This is a genomic window from Leptospira idonii, from assembly GCF_004770995.1.
GTDB lineage: Bacteria > Spirochaetota > Leptospiria > Leptospirales > Leptospiraceae > Leptospira_A > Leptospira_A idonii.
Map to the genome: position 1 here is coordinate 77,886 of NZ_RQHW01000016.1, position 17,100 is coordinate 94,985.

Annotated in this window: 13 protein-coding genes; 1 reads left to right on the plus strand and 12 read right to left on the minus strand. The window is 43.0% G+C overall.

Features of this window, described 5'->3' with window-relative positions:
- Positions 1 to 11 precede the first annotated feature (11 nt).
- The 9 genes from EHS15_RS05190 to rlmN form a co-directional block, all read right to left on the minus strand.
- A complete protein-coding gene (locus tag EHS15_RS05190; RefSeq protein ID WP_135759491.1) occupies positions 12 to 1,262 on the minus strand; it encodes a hypothetical protein in 1,251 nt (416 codons plus the stop codon).
- A gap of 8 nt (positions 1,263 to 1,270) precedes the next feature.
- A complete protein-coding gene (locus EHS15_RS05195; RefSeq protein ID WP_135759492.1) occupies positions 1,271 to 1,858 on the minus strand; it encodes a c-type cytochrome in 588 nt (195 codons plus the stop codon).
- Positions 1,858 to 2,421 carry a DUF3341 domain-containing protein gene (locus EHS15_RS05200; RefSeq protein WP_135759493.1) on the minus strand — a complete coding sequence of 188 codons (564 nt, stop codon included), beginning with the start codon at positions 2,419 to 2,421 and terminating at the stop codon, positions 1,858 to 1,860. The genes EHS15_RS05195 and EHS15_RS05200 overlap by 1 nt, the downstream gene beginning before the upstream one ends.
- 1 nt (position 2,422) lies before the next feature.
- Entirely contained in the window at positions 2,423 to 3,796 is a 1,374-nt protein-coding gene (gene nrfD / locus EHS15_RS05205; protein WP_135759494.1) for an NrfD/PsrC family molybdoenzyme membrane anchor subunit, read from the minus strand.
- Positions 3,797 to 3,815: 19 nt separating this feature from the next.
- Positions 3,816 to 6,956 (minus strand): Fe-S-cluster-containing hydrogenase, encoded by a 3,141-nt coding sequence (locus EHS15_RS05210; RefSeq protein WP_210416302.1) that lies wholly within the window; start codon positions 6,954 to 6,956, stop codon positions 3,816 to 3,818.
- An 18-nt stretch (positions 6,957 to 6,974) separates the two neighbouring features.
- Positions 6,975 to 7,487 (minus strand): cytochrome c3 family protein, encoded by a 513-nt coding sequence (locus tag EHS15_RS05215; RefSeq protein WP_135759496.1) that lies wholly within the window; start codon positions 7,485 to 7,487, stop codon positions 6,975 to 6,977.
- 284 nt (positions 7,488 to 7,771) lie between these two features.
- A complete protein-coding gene (locus tag EHS15_RS05220; protein ID WP_135759497.1) occupies positions 7,772 to 9,481 on the minus strand; it encodes an ArnT family glycosyltransferase in 1,710 nt (569 codons plus the stop codon).
- Positions 9,478 to 9,762, minus strand: a complete 285-nt coding sequence (locus tag EHS15_RS05225) for a Cys-rich protein (protein ID WP_135759498.1) — start codon at positions 9,760 to 9,762, stop codon at positions 9,478 to 9,480. Before EHS15_RS05225 ends, EHS15_RS05220 begins: the two co-directional genes overlap by 4 nt.
- Positions 9,740 to 10,804: a dual-specificity RNA methyltransferase RlmN gene (gene rlmN, locus EHS15_RS05230; protein ID WP_135759499.1), complete on the minus strand. Its 1,065-nt coding sequence runs from the start codon at positions 10,802 to 10,804 to the stop codon at positions 9,740 to 9,742. The genes EHS15_RS05225 and rlmN overlap by 23 nt, the downstream gene beginning before the upstream one ends.
- Before the next feature lie 143 nt (positions 10,805 to 10,947).
- Here rlmN and EHS15_RS05235 point away from each other — a divergent pair, with 143 nt between their 5' ends.
- The gene (locus EHS15_RS05235) at positions 10,948 to 12,822 is read left to right on the plus strand and encodes a phosphoethanolamine transferase family protein (RefSeq protein WP_135759500.1); all 1,875 of its coding nucleotides are present in this window, start codon (positions 10,948 to 10,950) and stop codon (positions 12,820 to 12,822) included.
- Here EHS15_RS05235 and EHS15_RS05240 read toward each other — a convergent pair.
- The 3 genes from EHS15_RS05240 to EHS15_RS05250 all read right to left on the minus strand — a co-directional run bounded on the left by EHS15_RS05240 (position 12,813) and on the right by EHS15_RS05250 (position 17,070).
- Positions 12,813 to 14,789, minus strand: a complete 1,977-nt coding sequence (locus EHS15_RS05240) for an LTA synthase family protein (protein WP_135759608.1) — start codon at positions 14,787 to 14,789, stop codon at positions 12,813 to 12,815. The genes EHS15_RS05235 and EHS15_RS05240 overlap by 10 nt on opposite strands.
- A gap of 167 nt (positions 14,790 to 14,956) precedes the next feature.
- The gene (gene sufB / locus EHS15_RS05245) at positions 14,957 to 16,381 is read right to left on the minus strand and encodes a Fe-S cluster assembly protein SufB (RefSeq protein WP_476737712.1); all 1,425 of its coding nucleotides are present in this window, start codon (positions 16,379 to 16,381) and stop codon (positions 14,957 to 14,959) included.
- 95 nt (positions 16,382 to 16,476) lie between these two features.
- Complete coding sequence (locus EHS15_RS05250; RefSeq protein WP_135759501.1) at positions 16,477 to 17,070, minus strand: peroxiredoxin; 594 nt, start codon at positions 17,068 to 17,070, stop codon at positions 16,477 to 16,479.
- Between the last annotated feature and the right edge of the window lie 30 nt (positions 17,071 to 17,100).

Below are 17,100 nucleotides of genomic sequence, written 5' to 3' on the forward strand. Positions count from 1 at the left end.
TTCCATCACTCCTATTGGTGGTGGTGTAGACTTTCGTCTAACCGTGGATCGCCGACCGCTACAAGGCTGTGTTTTTCCAATTTTTTGAATACGAAAAGTCCGAATAGACCGATGGTTCCTACGGTTCCGCCAAAAGCTAGAGCAAAGTGCACCAAAGAAAGTTTTTCGAAAGTTGCAGGGAAAACCAACCAGAATAGTTCAAAGAACTGAACCGCGAAGATCCAAATCCCCAATTTCCAAAGGAAATCCAAGTTTCTTTTGTTCGGACGATTGAGTAACAACAAAAAAGGAATTACGAATTTTACGAAAGGAAGCGCTAAGGTGGTGTATCCCCATCCGCCTGTCATTCTCATCTCGTAGAAGAAAGTTTCTTCCGGGATGTTCGCATACCAAATGAGCATAAATTGAGAGAATCCCACATAAGCCCAGAAAGTAGTCATACCTAACAAGAATTTTGCGATATCATGAAAATGGTTTTCGTTCACCGCTTCTCCGTAAAAACCGTTTTTCTTGAGGATTGCGATCACTACCAGATAAGAAGCAAGACTTGTTTGAAAAGCTCCTGCAAATGCATACACTCCGAACATAGTAGAGAACCAGTGAGGAGAAAGAGACATCAAAAGGTCGAATGACATCAAACACCAGGAAAGTGCGAAGAATAGGATGAATCCTCCGGAAATCTTAGCAAGTGTCTTTGTGGTATCTACGTTTTTGTCTTTATCTTGTCCTACGGATTTTCCGTGGAACACATAAGCGAACCCGGACCAAACCACGATGAAAAGAACCGCTCTGATCACGAAAGCTGTAGGGTTTAAGTAACCGCTTTTATGGTGAATCAGATGATCTTTTTCACGAACCGTTGCATCCGCCCACTCATACAGATCGTGCATTCCGAAAACGATTCCCACAAGAAGGAGACCAGCAATCGGAGTGAAAAGTCCGTATGTTTCGAACAAACGTCTAACGGTTACGGACCAATGAGATCCTGTTAAATGCTGAATGGCAGTAAAGAAAATCCCGGTGATGGCAAGGCCGATCACGAAATAAGTTGCCACAAGTAAAACATGGTATCCTAGGTTTGTATGATGAAAATGCCCACCCTCGTCCATGTGACGGGATGTTTCATGACCGAAACCTAAGAAGGAAACAAGAAGACTCACCACCCCGATTCCGATCATAGCGATCAGAATGTTGCGCAATTGAGCGGGAAGTTTAAATTGTAAAAGTTTTTCGTCTAGTTTAGCTGCTTTTGTCGCACTCATACTTTCCCCTAGTTAGCCTTCTTTGCTTCATGCTCTTGCAGTTTACGCAAGTATGCGATGAGTTTCCAACGATCCGCAGGCTCGATTTGGAAAGCATAACTTCCCATTACCCCGCGTCCCATAGTGATGATATGAAAGATTTGACCGTCAGTAAAATTCACACTACTTGCCTTCGATCCCACCAAAACGGGAGGAACCGTAGAGAAACGAGGAGCAGGACCGATTACGGTACCGTTTCCTTCTCCGCGAACCCCATGGCAAGGAGAACAATAAGTTTGGAACCTTTTCTCTCCGATCATGATATCACCTAAGTTTGGCTTGGTGATAGGGTTTTTCAAACCTTTGTCAGGACCAGGAAGACTGTCTTGCGTCAAAACATCCTTATAAGGGTACGGATAGTATCCTACAGGGATGGCTCCTTTCGGAGGAATTCGAACCGCAGCTCCGTTTTTGGAGAAAGGATCCGCCTCTTGCGATTCACGAGCAGGGGAGTCGTACATGTTAGGGAAATATTCCCAAACAGGTGTCTTATAGTCGCAGTTGATGAATCCGAAAAGGGAAACTGCGAATAACAAACGTAAAGAGATGTTTTTCATTATTTGTTCTCCGGTTTTACAACGGTCACTTCAGAACCGCCAAGTCCCTTAATGAAAGAAACCACATCAGACTCATTGTACCCTTTTGCGGACTTAGGAATCCAAAGAGCGAATTTGTGAGAAGTGATGTCTTTATGAAGAATTTTTCTAGAAGCTTTTGGAATTCCGGAAAGGAAACAAAGAGCTGCTACGGTATAAATACCTGCACTGAATACGGTTAACTCGAAAATGATCGGAACGTAAGCGAACCAAGCATTGAGAGATTTACCGGCAATGTTCATCGGCCAGTCGTATGCGTGAGTCAAGTATTGGAATGAAATCCCGATCGTGCATCCGAAGAGACCTGCAAAAAAGGTCACCCAAGGAAGGCCGGATCTAGGAGTTCCCATCGCTTCATCGATTCCGTGCACAGGGTAAGGAAGCAAACAATCGAAACCTTCGTAGTTTTTTTCCTTTGTTTTCTCTGCAGCGTGAATGATCGCTTCCGGAGTGTCGAAGAGGCCGAACACCCCTTCGTCAGTTTCTTTATATTTATGAAATTGTTCTAGTTTAGGAAGATACATATTAGTGATGTGCTCCTTCTTTCGCCGGCATTACCGTTTTTACTTCAGCAATTGCGATCACAGGCATGATTCTACACCAGAGTAGGAACAATGTGAAGAAGATACCGAACGTTCCGATTAACATAGCGTAGTCGAAAAGTGTAGGAGTATACATCGCCCAGCTGGACGGCAAAAAGTCTCTGTTCAATGTCATCATGATCACGAAACGTTCGAACCACATACCCACGTTTACCACTAGGGAAGCGATGAACATCACTGGGATGTTGTAACGAAGTTTTCTGAACCAGAATACCTGAGGAGAAAGAACGTTACAAGAAATCATAATGAAGTATGCCCAACCGTAAGGACCGAACGCTCTGTTCCAGAACGCAAACCCTTCGTATTCGTTACCGGAATACCAAGCGATGAAAAACTCTGTTCCGTAAGCAAGACCTACGATGAGACCTGTTACCATCATGATCTTGTTCATATTATCCAAGTGTTTCATGGTGATATAGTCTTTGAGATTGAATACTTCTCTGGCAATTACCATCAGAGTGACCACCATCGCAAATCCGGAGAAAATCGCACCGGCAACGAAGTAAGGAGGGAAGATAGTAGTGTGCCAACCGGGAAGGATGGAAACCGCGAAGTCGAAAGATACGATTGTGTGAACCGAAAGAACGAGCGGAGTGGAAAGAGCCGCAAGGATCATGGAAACGATCTCTAAGTGAGACCAAGATTTCGCAGACCCAACCCATCCGAAAGAAAGAATGCTATAAAGAGTCTTTCTCCAAGTTTCAGTCGCTCTATCTCTTAAGGAAGCAAGATCCGGGATCAAACCGAGATACCAAAACACCACCGAGATGGAAAGGTAAGTGGAAACCGCAAAAGTATCCCAAATCAATGGAGAGCGAAAGTTCACCCAAAGAGGTCCTCTTTCATTCGGATAAGGGAAAAGCCAGAATCCCACCCAAGGACGACCTACGTGGAGGATTAGGTTCGAAGCGGCTACAAGAACGGCGAAGATCGTCATCGCTTCTGCAGCTCTGTTGATCCCTGTTCTCCAACCTTGACGGAAAAGGAAAAGGACTGCGGAAATCAAAGTTCCCGCATGACCGATACCGATCCAGAATACGAAGTTTACAACGAAGAATCCCCAACCCACAGGGTTGTTGATTCCGAGAAGATAAAGACCTTCATAAAACAAATATCCGATGATGGCAACGTCGATCAAAGTGATCGTAAGTGCGATCGAGAAAGCGTTCCACCAAAGTTTGGTAGGAAAGTCTTCATTCGGTTTTGCAATATCAACTGTTACATCTTTTATGCTTTTCCCGCCTGTGACCAGGTCGGGGATGTCCAATTTATCACGAACTGCTTGTGCTATTGACATAAACGTTCTTGCTCCCTAGTTAAACGTTGTTTCGAACGCGTGTCATATAACTAACCGCAGGTCCGATATTTAAGTATTCCAAGAGTTTATAAGATCTCGGATCTTTTAGAAGTTTGGAAACTTTAGATTCAGGATCGTTTACGTTACCGAATACGATTGAATCGGAAGGACAAGACTGCTCGCATGCGCAAGTTGCTTCTCCGTCTCTCAAAGTGCGTCCTTCGTTCTTTGCATGGATTTTAGCTTCTGCCACTCTGGATGCACAGAAGTTACATTTTTCCATCACACCACGAGAACGAACCGTAACTTCCGGATTGAGTCCCAAGTTTCTAGGAGGAGTCGCTTTGAAAGTATAGTTGCTCTCTCCCAAAAGATTGTGCTCGTTCCAGTGTTCCAACCAGTTGAAACGACGAACTTTGTAAGGACAGTTGTTAGAGCAGTAACGAGTTCCCACGCAACGGTTGTAAACCATGTCGTTGGTTCCTTCGGAACTGTGGATTGTAGCCGCAACCGGACAAACAGTCTCACAAGGAGCATTGTCACAATGTTGGCACATCAAAGGTTGATGAGCGATTTCAATAGATTCCGGTCTTTCAGGATCACCGATGTAGTAACGGTCGATACGAAGCCAATGCATCTCACGACCCATTCTTACTTCGTCACGTCCTACCATAGGAACGTTGTTTTCCACGCTACAAGCAACAACACAAGAACCGCAACCGGTACACTGTGTTAGGTCAACTGCCATACCCCATTTATAACCGTGGTATGTGAATTGACTTCCTGGCTCGTCTGCAGGAGCATTCGCACCTTGCGCACGAACTAATTTTCCATCTTTCAGAATCTGAGGGATCTCAGGCTCAGGGATGTTCGCAGCAGGATTTTTATCGTAATCTTGAATTTTAGCGGAAATGATAAGAGGTCTTTCTTTCCATTCGATTCCCATCATCAAACCGGGACTCATCATGTGGTGGTCCTGAGTGGTAGCTAATTTGTATTTTTTACCTGTAGGTTCGATCGCAACGGAAAGACCGGAATACACCACTCCGTCCGCATTGGAAGAAGCAAGAATGCTGGCATTCTTACCTACTCCGTTTCCGATTTCTCCTACGGCAGTTCTACCGTAACCGAGTGCAATCCCCACAGCTTCCGGATGAAGACCAGGCTGAACGAGTGCAGGCAATTCAAAAGACTTGCCGTCTACAGTCACTTTCACTACGTCATTGAGTTTGATTCCGGAAGAACGAGAGTATTGCGGGCTGATCGCCACGTAATTGTCCCAAGTCACTTTAGAGATTGGATCCGGAAGTTCTTGCAATTGGGAGTTGTTCGCTCTAGCACCGTCTTTTACTCCGGAGCTTGTATAGAGAGAAAGAGTCAAACCGGACTTAGTAGAAGTTAAAGGAGCGATTGCAGCTTTAAATCCTCTAGCAGGTTTGTCCGCTTTGCGGTTTCCAGCAGTGGAATAAATTCCGCTTCTGAGAAGTTCTTCCCAATTTGTTTTTTTGGAATATTTTGCTTTTAGGTAATCGTAGAAAGAAGAAGCACCTAGCAACTGTCCTCCGGCCCAAGCAATCAACGAATCCTCAAGGGAACGAGTGCTGAAAAGAGGTCGGATGGTAGGTTGTTGGATGGATGCGATTCCTACGTAAGGTTCTGCATCTCCCCAAGACTCAAGGAAGTGGGAAGTAGGAGCCAACCAATTGGATGCGAGAGCTGTCTCATCTGCACGATCAGTAAGAGAAACCACTTGCGCAGCTTGGTGCAGAAGTTTTTTCCACTCATCTCCGTTCGTTGCATTGTAAACAGGATTCACTCCGTAAAGGAATAGAACTCCGATTTTGCCTTCTTTCAATTCTTTTGCAAGAGTAGAAAGATTAGAATGATAATTGGTTCTGCCTTGTTTTCTGGCAGCAGTGGAATCTACCGTCTTACCGTCGTTACCGAGCATGCTGTTCAACATGTTCACTGCGATTTGAAGGTCTACTGCATCCGCAGTTTCCGCACTGGAACCACCCGCTACAACAAGAGACTCACCTTTCGCTTTGGAAAGAGCAGTCGCAGTTCTAGTGATTAGATCCGCTGGAATTCCCAATTCGGAAGCGGCTTTGTTTACGTCGATTCCTGCAACACCTGTGGCTCCGCCTACTCCCAAGTCGGAAAGCGCTTTTGCAATCGCAAGAGCAAACTTTCTTTGGTCACCCGGTTTCAAAGGAACTCTTTGGTCTGCGTTGGAACCTGTCATCGTAGGATGAGTTTCCGCAGCTACAAAGATATTGAAGTCTTTAGAACTTTGTTTTACAAGATCTCTTCTTTTTGCGAAGTCTTTTTGGAATTCAACCGAAGACAACCACTCCCCAAGGAAGTCGCAATCAATGGAAAGAATCACTTTCGCTTTATCAAAATGATAATTAGGAAGAACCGCTTTTCCGTAAGATTTTTCTTGAGCGATCGTGATCGCATCTTCGGAACTACCGATTAAAACTTCGTAGTGTTTTCCACCGCCGACAGTCTTTAAAAATTCGTTCACGATTTCTTCGGAAGAAGAAGAAGGAAGAGGTTTCGTTACGATCACCGTCTTTCCTTTGTTTGTTGAAAGTTTCTCTTTTACGTCCTTGTCCAAAACGAACCAATCGGAGGATTTTGTTTTTCCTTCGATGATTTGCACTGGCTCTTTCGCTCTGTCTGAATCATAAAGATCGAAGATAGAAGCTTGTCCAGAAGCACAAAGAGCTCCTTGAGAAACTGGGTGATTCGGATTTCCTTCCAATTTCAAAGGACGTCCGTCTCTTGCTTTTACCAAAATACCGCAACCAGCACCGCATTCACCGCAGACGGAAGCATAGTGATAAGAGTGACCGTGTTTTACGAAATCGTAAACTTCGCCTTCCCCTTCCGTTTTGCTCAGATTGAGGTTTACATAAGGAATGATTTTTTCTTGAGGTTTTGGGATACAACCGATCGTTGTCATCGCAACCGATGCACCCATAAATTTTAAGAAAGTTTTACGATCGAAGTCGCCTTTCTTAATTTTGGAGATCAGTGGATCAGGTGATGTATAGAATTCTTGTTTTTGGAGCTGTTTCTCGCGGGAAGTTCCACGAAGCTCGTAAGACTGCCATAAGGCTTTTTTTTCTTTTTGGAAAGAGTCGTCTTTCATCATATATGTTTCTCCGGATTACCTATGACAAGTAGAGCAATCGTTAGGTGCATTATTTTCACGGTGGCAATCCACGCAAAAACCCATGTTTAACGATTTAGCTTGTTTTACTTTTACCATTTCGGCGACATTGCCGTGACAAGTGGAACAATCGACTCCCCTTTGTACGTGACGCGAGTGGTTGAAATAAACAAAGTCTGGTTGATCATGAATACGAACCCAAGCAACCGGAGTATTATTTTCGAACTGTTGTTTTAACCATTTAACATGCTCTTGATTACCAGCAACGTTGGCACCACCATGACAATTCATACAAGTAGAGCTGGGCGGCACTGTCGCATGGGCAGAGTTTTCTACACCAATGTGGCAATACTTACAATCGATCTTATTGTCGCCTGCATGAATCTTATGGTTAAAAGGGATGGGCTGGTCTGGAGAGTAGCCCACATAACGGCTGGGTGAAAAAATCAGATATGCAACTGCTGCAATAGCAACGATTGGCACAGAGATCTTGAGTATTTTTATGTTCATTCGCAGAATTTCCTGAACCCTTTACACTGTCTTCTGACAAGGAAAGGTAAAATCAGAAAAAAAGCAAGTATGTATGGGTTTCTGTTGAGAAAAAACATGATACGGGACATAATTTACGCAATTTTCCAGAAACATACAAATGATTCTGATTCTCAATTAGTCTAATACGAATAACAACCTACTTTAGAACTTCAATATATTCTAATATTCAAGGGCAAAAAAAATGGCCCCGATTCAGCATCCAAGGGCCCTAAAAACCAGACTTACACAATTTAGCCTAGTTATTATTTCGTAATTTTTGCGGTTTTCCCCTGAATTTTTTTCAACCAAATCAAAGAAATTTTCTTAGTTGTTCGGGATCTTGTGTCTTTTTCTAGGAAAGCCCTCGTAGGAGTGGCCACTTTGAAGGATTCTTTCTCAAATACTGTCTCTATTTCGTATCCTTCTCCCGCAATGGAAAGAAGTTGAGGAATGGAATCTGTAGGAACTACCACAAGACGTTTCTCTCTTCCCGTCCAAAGCTGTTCGATTTTCCCCTGATCGTAGATATTACGGAAGGTCCTCCCGGAATAAAAAGCATAAGATCTTTTGGAATTTGAGATTCCGAAAGTATAAAGCACAGGCTCATCCGGCTCCCACTGTTTCACCAAAGCACCGATTTCTCGAGAAGGCTGATAACTTGTCAAAAGAGGGTAATACACCAAACTGACGGAGCCCAAAAACAAGGCAGCACCAGTAACTGTCACAAGCAGTTCGATAGGAACTACTTGTGCACAAATGATGATGAACAGAACTCCGATGGCAAAGAAAAGATAATAAAGAATCCCTACTTCCTGGATGTAAATGGGCAAAAGAAAAAAGCCCACATAATAAACGATTCCGGCAATCATAAAGGAAGGGCGGATCCTTTTGGTGGCACTTGCAAACAAACTTTCCTCGGCCAGTTTCCCGAAATACAAAGCAGCTCCCGGCAAAATCCAATAGATATATTGAGGAAGAGGAAATCTGGAAAAGGAGATCAAAAACAGAAACAAAAAGACCCAGAAAGGGATCACAAAATCGATATGGAAGTATTCATTGGATTTGATCTTACGAAAGATCTCTTTCCAACCCACGGAACGATAGTAATGAAACGCTCTGTAGACGATATAAACCGCCATAGGGATGACACCGCTGAAGAAAGCCCATAAGAAACTTTTATAAAAATAGAAAGGATCGAACTTCACATCGTACATCTCTTTGTAAAAACGACCGAAGGATTGAATCCAAATGAAAAAAGCGGGGCCGTACGAATTGAACTCCAAAAAGAGAAGGTAAGACCAAAGAGCAGGCAAAGAAGCTAGTATGAAAAAACCGGGAACGATCTTCATGGATAAAAGAAGTTTCCAATCCCTTCTGAACAGGATGTCTCCTCCGATAGAAAGTGCAGGAATCACAACGCTGATCGGTCCTTTGGTCACAAACCCGATCGACATCATTAGATACATCAGAAGGTAATAGTTGGGATTTTTTTTACGCCCCAAATAATAGAAATGGTAAGTGAAAGTCAAATAGGCGGTTAGATACACATCTATCTTGGGATCCACCACCATGGAATAAAATCCTGGAGCCAATAGATAGGCGATGGATGTCAAATACGCCTGTCTTTCCTTTCCCCAAATCAGAATGGAGATGCGGTAAACGGAATAAACGGAAAGAAAACTCAGTATCAAAGCTGGAATGCGGAAAGCGATATTACCAATACCGAATAACGAAAACGAGGCGGTAATGGTCCAGAAAGTAAAAATCGGTTTATCCAGATACTTTCTTCCGTTGTCATAGATGGTAAAAAAGTCGAGCCTTTCCAACATCTCCCTTCCGATCTCCGCATATTGAGAAGAATCGATATCGATCACATCCAGAGGAAGAGTGAATAAAATGGGAAGAGAAGAGATAAGAAGCAGCAGCCTGTAAAAAAGCCGCTCGTTAGAATTCAATGTTTGTGTTTGCGTCATTCCAAACTTCCTATCTGAAGAACACATTCCCCGAACCCTTTGCAGGAAGTAGGCTCTTGTTCGTAACATTGCAAAATTTCACTGTTATGAGTGGCACATCCGTTCAAACAAGAGATGTGACCGGATCGTTTCGCTTCCGGAGAAAGTTCGATCTTCATCACTTGTTCCGTGCAAGATACGAACTGGTCGCAAGCGGCATTGCATTTTTTCTCTACTATGTCCTGGCAGGAAAAAAGGAAAAGGGTAAGCAGGATCAAACTAAGTTTGAACGATTTTTTCATTTCTGGTTCCTTTCAGAGCTAACATTCCGCAAGCTCCGTTGATGTCTCTTCCGGGACTTCTTCGATTTAAAATCGGAACCCCGGACTTAGCGCGTAAGTATGATACGAACTCCCCTACTTCTTCTTCCGTAGGTCGTCTCCACTTCGTAAAATCGGTGTTTAGCGGGATGACATTGATTTTGCACTTGTTGACGGATCTTGCGATTTTCACAAGTCTTTCCGCATTCTCTCTTCCCATATTCACGTCGGGAATCATCACGTATTCGAAGGTGATCATACGATCCAGCTCCTGAGTGAATCGTCTTGCCGTTTCCAGAAGTTTTTCCAAAGGATGTTTGTCGTTTACATCCATCACGGAAGAACGTGCGTTCGGATTGGGATGGTTGAGAGAAATGGCAAAATTAAAAGGTTCTTTATTTTCGATAAAACGGTTGATGCCTGTAGTCACTCCCGCAGTGGAAATGGTGATTCGTTTGGCACCTAGACAGAAACCGTCTTTGTCATTGAGGATATGAGCGGCCTTTAAGACGGAAAAATAATTATGCATGGGTTCGCCCATTCCCATAAAAACGATGTTAGTTGCACGATCTTGAACGATCTTTTCCACTTGCAGGATCTGATCTAAAATCTGCCAAGTTTGAAGATTCCCTTTGTATTCCAAAAGACCGGTAGCGCAAAACGCGCAGTTGAGGGTGCATCCTACTTGGGAAGAGATACAGATGGTTTTTCTATCCCCGTCTCCGGAAGGAATCCACACTGTTTCCACTTCCTTTCCAGGTTCCACTTCAAAAGTGAACTTTCTAGTACCGTCTTTGGAGATGAGCTCCCTTCCCAATTGGATTTCGGGGAAACTGGCGTTCGCCTTCAATTTCTCCCGAACCTCTTTGGAAAATGTAGTAAATTGTTCTAAGGAACTGTAACGATTTTTATAGATTCCTTGGTAGATCTGTTTGGCGCGATACGGCTCCAAACCCAGAGAAGCACAGAATTCTTGGAGTTCCGCCAGTCTTTTGCCTTTTAACACAAATATATCTTCTTTCATCGAAAAACTCCCGGCTTTCTCCCCTTTCAAAATTCTCTTTATGAACAAATGGTCAAGTTCTTATTTAAGCGCTTGCTCAAGCTTGCGGGTGAGAATTACTTGAAATAACTGTTATTTCCTAACAGGAAAAGAGGTACATTTTCGTGACTTTTTCCTTCTTCAAAAACCTATTAGCAGTCCTTTTTATTCCCCTCCTACTCATCGGAACGGATCTGGGATTTCGCCTTCCCATCCTCAGTGAATTGGATTCCAACAAATGGGGAGTATATCTGGTTTCTATAGCCTTTTCTGCTTTGATCTATCTTCTGATTCTTTTTTCTCTCATCACTTCGAAAGCAAACGACAGAAAGAAACTCAATCTATTTTTGGTAATTCTCTTTTCCCTGTTTTATACACTAACAGTTGTTGGTTCTTATGGTTACTTTCATTATACGGGAATCATGCCGAACTTTTTCGTATTCTCTTTTATGTTTCAGGAGCCTTACAACAGCTGGACTTTATTTCTAGCAGGGCTCAATGCGAAGGCGATTTTAGGATTCATATTCCTATTCTCTCTTTGCGTGTATTTCCTCAGACAAGTATCTCTCCTTCAGAAACCAAAGTATCTGGTTGCAACCGCTTCCGTTGCGGGAAGTTTGATCCTTCTACTTTCTCTTTTCTTTCACAACAACACTAAATTCCAAGACCAGTTGTATGTGGCGGATACAAACACAATCGTATTCTTCAATCAAAACCTATACAATGCAGTTACAGGAGATCGTTTGGGTTCTGCAGGTCTTCAGTCCAGAAACGAACCCGGTCTAGCCCCGATTCAAAGAAAGGAAAAGCCGAACGTACTTCTTATCGTTTCCGAAAGTTTGAGAAGAAAGAGCATGAATCTTTACGGATATCAGAAAGATACTACTCCCTTTCTCAGCAGCTGGGTAAAAAAACCGAAGGATGGAAAAGTCACCGTTTTCGAAAATGCATTCTCTAACGCAAGTTCCACTCTCATTTCCGTGCCAAGCATTCTATCCGGAATCTCTCCCGATCAAAACATTGCGATGACCCATAATTTCCCACTCTTCTGGGAATACGGAAAAACCTTGGGACATTCCACTTTCTTTATTTCCAGTCACAGCTTCCGTTGGAACAACTTCGACGGTTTCTTTAAAAATTCAGGAATCGATTACCTCTGGAACAAAGAAACCAGCGGAAATCCTACCTTTAACGACATAGGGATCGACGACCGTTTTACCGTATCCGAATTCAAAAAACACGTTTTGAAACTCAAAGAAGAAGGTTCTTCCTTTGCGGGAGTGCTTCATTTCAATACGAACCACTTTCCTTATTTCATCCCGGAAGGTTCCGAACATTTCCCCGTAGGACAAGATCTGAATGCTCCGTATGACAATTCCGTTCGTCATCTGGATGCACTCATGAAAGATGTGATTCTTTTTTTGGAAAATGAGCGACTGACTGGTCATACAATTATTTTGTTCACATCCGATCACGGAGAAATGATCTTCGAACACGGGTATATAGGACATATAGAAAGTAACCATATAGAAACTGTTTCCATTCCTATGATGGTATATCTTCCAAAAGAATATCAATCCTGGACGAACCATCTGAACCAAAACAAATCCAAGAATGTGGCCAATATAGACCTCATCCCCACGATCACGGATCTAATGGGAATCAGCAAAGAACCGGAAATCGCAAACTACTTAAACAGACTCCCCGGAACTTCCCTTCTAACACCTGTTCAAGAAGACAGAACCATCTTCATTGCGAATAATAACGAGACATCTCTCTACAGAGTGGGGCTCAGTTTTATCAAAAGTGATCTGCACTATATACTGAGATTGAACTCTGTGCCGACCAAAGAAGAATTGTTCCGTTTCCGAAATGATCCGGAAGAAAAAACAAATCTATGGGAAGGTTTAGCGGACGACGAGAAGAAACAAATCAGAGGTCTTTTGCAGGATTGTATCCTTTGCAGAGACCTCTATTCTTCGGCGAATATCTATTTATAGTTTCCTGTTTCGAATTCGGATTCTTTAGGAAACACCATATTGCGGTTCAAAAGATCATAACTCATATTGAGAAACGCTCTGGCCTTTAGGCCGGGGATCTCACAAGGGTTATGGTTCCCTTCGCAGATATTTTTTTTCTCTCTGGGAGGAAGAGTGCTATAAGCAAAGTCTTCTTTCCCGTCAAAAAAACGCGCATAAAAAGTATCCCCTTCCAGCCAGCCGAAAAGATTTCCATAAGCATAGTAGGCAGAGTTGGTTCTTTTTTTTGCGAAAAGATCCCTTCCCATTGCGGAGAAAAAAGCCTGTTTTCCCACCAAACCTAAAATTGTAGGAATCACATCCAACTGGGAAGCTATTTGAGAATCGATCCCGGGGGTCACTCTTCCCGGAGAATAAACAAGGAAGGGAATTCTTCTGTCTTGGTAATAATCCAAATATCTATGATGAGTGTGATCTGCTACGAATACGAAAATCGTATTCTTGAAGTATTTGGATTTTTCCGCTTTCTCCATAAACTGATTCACAGCCCAATCCGCATAATGATACACATTTAAAAAATCTGCGTCTCTGATTTCTTTTCCGAAAATATTCAATTCATCTTTAGGAGAACGATAAGGATAGTGAGTCGTAAGAGTGAGTGCCACTCCGAAAAACGGTTTTGTAGCAGAGGAAGCTCTTTCATGTAATTGTTCTAATACGTCGGCATCATCGTATCCCCAGCTTCCCAAACCGTATCTGCCTAGTTTCGTAATTTCTTTTTCTCCCACTGCGGTCTGAAAACCGAAATGAGGAGCCAAAGTGTTTTTATTGTCGAAACTCAAATCCCCTCCGGTCACAAAATAAGTTTCATAACCCATTTTGGAAAAAAGAGTCCCTATTCCCGAAAAATTCCCCAGAACTTGATGCGTACGAACAACTGTTAACCCAGGGCGATCCGGAACTCCCGTCAGAATGGACATCATCCCGTTAGTGGTCCTTCCTCCCGAAGCCATAAAGTGATCGAAAAAACGCCCCTTCTTCAACAGTCGATTGAAATAAGGAGCCACTTCTTTTCCATCCACCAAACCGTTGGAGATAGGAGAAATAAACTCACCCGTCCAATTTTCCAAAAGAATCAAAATGACATTCGGAGGAGTTCCTTGGTTGGTTTCTTTCTGTTCCCTAAGAAGCGGATATTTTTCGCTTACGAATTCCGCTCCTTCGTAAGAGATTTCGTCCCTTACGATCTCAACGTATTGTTTGGGATCCATCTTCAAAAAATTGGGAATGGATTGGCTTTTCACATCCATGATGGAAGTGAAAACTCCGTTCAATGCGAGATTATTCACAAAATTATTTCCGGACACGATCGCATTCGTAGCACGGATGGGAGATTCCTGCAAACCGCCTCTCACTCCCAAAACCGCCAAAACAAGAACCGCAAAACAAGTGATTGATTCGGAAGAGATCGATTTAGGTTCGTAATGAAAAGGATTGTATTTGAGAAAGAGCCAAGTGCTGAGAGGCAAAAATACGATTAAAAATAGAATTGTTCCGATCGATAAGGAAGCGTTTTGTTCGAATGCGGATTTCAAAAGAACTCCCAAATCTTTTCCTAAAAACACAAACCCTTCGTAACCGATATGTTTGTTCGCATTTTCGAAATAGATGATGTCCGCTACAAGATGGGAGATCATCCAAAGACTCAGGAGGATGGGAACATACCCCCAAATAAAACGATAGGTTTTGTAACGATTGAGAAAAGGGAGAGACGCCAAAACGGCAAACAGTCCCAAAAGCATGGAGATTGTAGAGATATCGAATCTAAGCCCTAGAACCAGAGCACTTAAGATTTCATAAACATTCACACCTTCCAAACGGTAAGAATACACGTACAAAAAGGCGAACCGATAGAGAGTAAGGATCACCAAATAATAAGCTGCGAGGAACAAAATCATCTTCAAGTGAGAAGGGATTTTTTTGAGAATGAGAGGGAAAAAACCGAAAAACTTGCCTAACTGAGCCATCTGTTCGTACTGATTTCTAAATTGTTCTTACTGAATGCCGAGTCAAGATTTTAAAGAGATACATAGAGAAGGAAAACCAAGCCATGCCGGCTCAGATCCCTTTCTCATTTCAGAACCCGGGAAGAAAACTAACTTGCGCTAATTTTCCCTGTAGGGACATTTTCGGAAATCACATGTCCGTCTTCTAAAATCATACGGATGAGTTTAGTCATTTCTACGGAATATTCCACATCCAAATGTTTGGTCACCCCTTCACAAAATCCGTTGATAATGAGTAGCTTCGCATCGTCTTCTCCCAATCCTCTGGATTGAAGATAGAACAATTGATCCTCATCGATTTTGGAAACAGTAGCCTCATAATTGAGTGTCCCTTCTTCTCCGGAAACATCATTATAAGGATAGGCGTGGGACTGCGAACGACTGTCCATCATCAAACCGTCGCATTTGATATGACTGTAAGAACCTTTGCTGGAAGGTTCGAATTTCACCAAACCTCTGTAAGAGTTTACTCCGCCATCGAGAGCAACCCCTTTGGCGAGAATATTGGACCTTGTGTTTTTTCCCACATGGATGATTCTGGCGCCTGTATCCTGTATCTGACCTCCTCCCGCAAACGCAAGAGAAAGAACGTCTCCCGTAGAATGATCTCCCTGCAGGATGATCCCTGGATATTTGATCGTGTTGGCACCTATATTGCAATCGGTCCAAGTGATGTGGGCCGCTTCATGGCAAATCCCTCTCTTCACGGTCCAATTGTACATATTCTTTTTCCAATTTTGGATGGTGGTGTAGAAGATCTTCGCATTTTTTTTAGCGACTAACTCTACAACGGCGGTATGAAAATTAGTTCCTTTGTCCTGAACGGAAGTGCAGCCTTCGCTGTATTCCAGATGAGAATCTTCATCTGCAATGAGAAGAGTCCTTTCGTATTGTCCTGAACTTGCCGCAGTCACTTTGAAGTAAGCCTGCAAAGGCATAGGAGTCTTCACTCCCTTGGGGATGTATGCGAAGGAACCACCGCTGAACACGCATGAGTTGAGTGCGGAGAATTTATTGTCTCCGATAGTCACAACTGTTCCCAAATATTCGCGAACTAATTCCGGATATTCTTTGATGGCAGTGTCAATGTCGCAGAAGATGATTCCTAAATCGGTGAGTTCTTTTTTTACATTGGCGTAGATGGTTTCGGAATCGTTCATCGTTTCGATCCCCGCCAAATATTTTCTTTCGTGTTCCGGGATTCCCAGTTTTTCGAAACTTCTTAAAATTTCAGGATCGACCTCATCCCAGGATTTTTTCTTTTTTTGGTTGGTTCCTACGTAATGAACATAGTCGTCGATATTGATTCGGAACTGAGGAATGAACCCCCAATTCGGCATGGGCTTCTCTTCATAGACAGAGAAAGCTTTGAGACGAAATTCAGTCAGCCAAGACGGTTCATTTTTGATATGAGAAATGGATTCCACAACCTTACGACTGAGCCCTTTCGGGAATCCGTCTGCCTTGTAGAATCGGTTTTCTTCTTGGTCTAATTTGTCTGAGGAGGTCATCATATATTTTTGTATCGGTGTAAAGATTAGACGGGAGAGAGAATCCGAAATTCCCCAAACTCTTTCATTCCGGAGTTCGGGGAAACGGCCGGATCAGATTAATTTACAGAAGCAAAGTAAGCTTTCGAACCGGTAGGATCCGCTTTCATGGTCTTTTTACCTTCATCCCAGTTGGCAGGGCAAACTTCACCATGTTTTTCTACGAATTGGAACGCTTTGATCAAACGAAGAGCTTCGTCGATGTTTCTTCCCACGGGAAGATCATTAACAGTCGCTTGGCGAATGATTCCGTTCGGATCGATGATGAAAGTTCCTCTGAGAGCCACTCCCGCATCCGGACCGGACTCGATGAGAACTCCGAAAGATTTTGCGATTTCTTTGGTTTTATCTGCGATGAGAGGATAGTTGATCGCTCCGATTCCGCCTTCTTTTTTAGGAGTTTTTTTCCAAGCCAAGTGAGAGAACTCACTGTCGATGGAAACGCCCAAAACTTCCGCGCCGATTTTTTTGAAGTCTTCCAATTTAGCATCGTACTCGATGATTTCCGTAGGGCATACGAAAGTGAAGTCGAGCGGATAGAAAAACAATACGACCCATTTTCCTTTGTAATCGGATAATTTAATTTCTTTGAAAGTTTCCCCGATGACGGCAGTTGCCTTAAAATCAGGTGCATGTGAGGTTACTTGTGGCATATATCACTCCTTAGAATTATTCTAAATGAA